This is a genomic window from Peribacillus sp., assembly GCF_059453735.1.
Genome location: NZ_JAZVJO010000242.1, coordinates 1 through 2,987, shown reverse-complemented (window position 1 = coordinate 2,987; position 2,987 = coordinate 1). Strand labels below are relative to the sequence as shown.

The following is a 2,987-nucleotide window of genomic DNA, read 5'->3' as shown; positions in this document are numbered from 1 at the left end:
CTTCGCAAAATCACTTACAGCATGAACTGCAGGAGCTGCCGGGGCAGTAAGGTCCGCAACGGTAAGTGTGGTTTCGCTTGTACGTTGGGCACTATCAGTCGCCGTTACTGTGATAACTGTTCCTGCTGTTTGCGGTTTGATCTGGATTTTGAATAAGCCAGCCGCATCTGCCGTAGTCTTGCCGATTTCTTTATTGTTTACGGTAGCAACGATTGCTGCACCGCTTTCTGTTTTTCCTTCAATAACTGAATCTTTATCACTGATTGGATTGACAATCGCTGGTTCAATAGTTATTTTTGTTACCTTTTTAATTCTTCCTTCAATACTGCCTTTTAGTGGAGAATTTGCTTTGACATACGTCAATAAGGCATCGAAATCAACAGCACCCGTTACTTTGTTGGTACCATCACGTAGAATTGTATAGTTGTCGCCGCCTTCAGCCATAAAATTGTTAACGGTTGCTGAATAGGTTTTGGCAGGGTCAATTTTATCACCGTTTGGAAGAGTGATATCAAGCACTCTCTTTCCAATCGGAAGTTCGGCACTCCACGTATAATTTAGTCCAGATAACTGAAGAATATTAGTTTTTGTTTCTGTCCATTGCTGATTTAGAAGAGTTCTTACTTGCTCTCCAGTTATATTCAGAGAAACAAGATCATTACCAAAAGGTTCAACAGTAAAAACATGGCCCCAATTAATTGGTCCTTTGTCGATGCTTGCTCTGATGCCGCCTGGATTCATGAAACCGAAGTCCGTTTTCATTTCCGCACGCATGCTATCGGCAATGACGTTTCCTAAAATGGATTCTCCATCCTCATTTTGATCCTTGGTTAAGTTAACTGCGGCTTCACCAACGATTTCTTCCGTGATTTTATCGGTTTCTTCTTTATATTTCTTTACTAACGCATCAATCTCTTGATCGGGTTCAATCCCAGTCCAAGTAGTATTGGCGATTTCAGCGTCTTTTTTGACGATATCATGTGTGGCAGGATCAATTTCTAAGTCGACATCGGCAAACGCAGTTCCGCTTGAATAGGCTTGAACCAGCAGTTTGTTGTCAACGGTTGCATTCAGGTACTTATGATTGTGCGCTGCAAAAATAACATCTACTTCATCATCCACTGTATTGGCAAAATTAATGGCTTCCCCATCAGGATTTGTCCCATCTGTATTTGATGTGCCCGGGTTATGGGCAATCACGACAATGGCTTTGATGCCTTGCTCTTTTAGTTCAGTCGTATATTTGTTGATAGCGGTTACTTCATCGGTAAAATCAACACCAGCCACACCACTTGGCGTAACAATGGATGGAGTACTAGCAAGGGTGATGCCGATAAATCCAATTTTTTCTCCGCCTGCTTCTTTAATAATATATGGCTCAAGAATGGGCTGTTTTGTTTTTGAATCTACGACATTAGCAGAAATGTAAGGGAATTGAGCACCTTCAAATGAACCGTGATGCTTTGTTTTCACATGCTCTCCACCGTAAATGAGACGTTTCATTTCTTCTACGCCTTCATCAAATTCGTGATTTCCTAGCGTCCCAATATCAAATCCAAGCTTGTTAAACATTTCGATAGTTGGCTCGTCCTGCAGCAGGGCAGAAACCGGTCTGCTTGCACCAACGGCATCCCCAGCATGGATTTTGATGGTGTTGTCAGGGTTATCCGCTTCGCGTTTCTTTAAATGAGCAGCTAAATAAGCAGCGGTGCCGACTGTATCATTGCCAACTTTGCTTGACTTGTCGAGTTGACCGTGAAAATCATTTACACTAAGAATTTGAACCTTAACGTTAGTTGAGGCAGCTTCGACATTGTGAATCGTTGATGTGCCAAGAGGCAGGACTAAGCTGCTGACTAACATGGCGGAAGCGGTTACTTTCCCAATACGTGTCACGATATGATTCTTCAAAATGAACACATTCTTTCTGTTGATAGATTTTTTAAAAGATTCCCTCAATAGTATATAATTCTATTAAATAATAAGGAAGAAATTTGTTGAAAAATAGTAAAAATAAAACAATTTTGTTGAATGATTTAAAGTCTATTAAATAGTACAAGAAAATATTTCCATTAATGGTATTTTCGGTTATGATATATCTAGCAATATATGAGGGGGAATATAATGAAACCTATTTCTAAAAAGATAGCAGCACTTGGTATCAGTCTATCTTTAGCCATCACACCGGTGCTTTCTTTCAATCATGCGGAAGCACATGTAGGTCTTCCAACAGGAAAATCATTTAAAAGTCTTCAAGCGTCATCATTCAAGGCAAAGAAGCAAAACACCGAGAAGAAGTTCAGTGACAACACCCTTGTCATCAAATATAAAACACCACTATCTGCTGCGGATCATCAGCGGGCAGGAACGACTGTTATTCAACAAATAAAAGAGTTGAAGTACATAGTTGTGAAAGTAAAAAATAAGAAAAAACTCGAAGCCGCAATGAGAAGTTATCAAAAAAATTCCAAAGTGACTACGGTCAATATGAGTCCGACCTTCAAGACATTTGCAGCAAACGATCCTAAAGTAGATCAACAATATGCGCTATCGATGCTGAATGTGGATGAAGCTCAAAAGCTTGCAGGAAAAAATAAAGTGACCGTTGCGGTGATTGACCAAGGAATCGATCGCAATCATCCTGAATTAAAAGGTTCCTTACTTCCAAGCTATAATGCAGCCAACCCAATGAATCCAGCTACTCCAGATTTTCATGGGACACATGTGGCCGGAATTATCGCTGCTAAGAAAGATAATGGCATTGGCGGCTATGGAATGAATCCGAATGTGAACTTGCTTTCAATTGATGTATTTGATGGTCAGTACTATAGTTCAGACTATACAATTGCTCAGGGGATTTTATATGCCATCGAAAAAGGTGCACAGGTCATTAATATGAGTCTAGGCGGCGGTTACCCATCGTTAGTGCTTGAAGAGGCTGTCAAGAAGGCCATCGAAAAAGGGATTGTTGTGGTCGCAGCATCTGG

The 2,987-nt window shown here is 40.6% G+C and carries 2 protein-coding genes; one reads left to right on the top strand and one right to left on the bottom strand.

Annotation, left to right across the window (positions count from 1 at the left end):
* Positions 1-1,863, bottom strand: a 1,863-nt coding sequence (locus tag AC52RT_RS07555) for a bifunctional metallophosphatase/5'-nucleotidase (protein ID WP_495540175.1), incomplete at its 3' end; no start/stop codon positions are given.
* Positions 1,864-2,124: 261 nt separating this feature from the next.
* Here AC52RT_RS07555 and AC52RT_RS07550 point away from each other — a divergent pair.
* Positions 2,125-2,987: S8 family serine peptidase (locus AC52RT_RS07550; RefSeq protein WP_495540174.1), on the top strand; the 863-nt coding region annotated here is incomplete at its 3' end.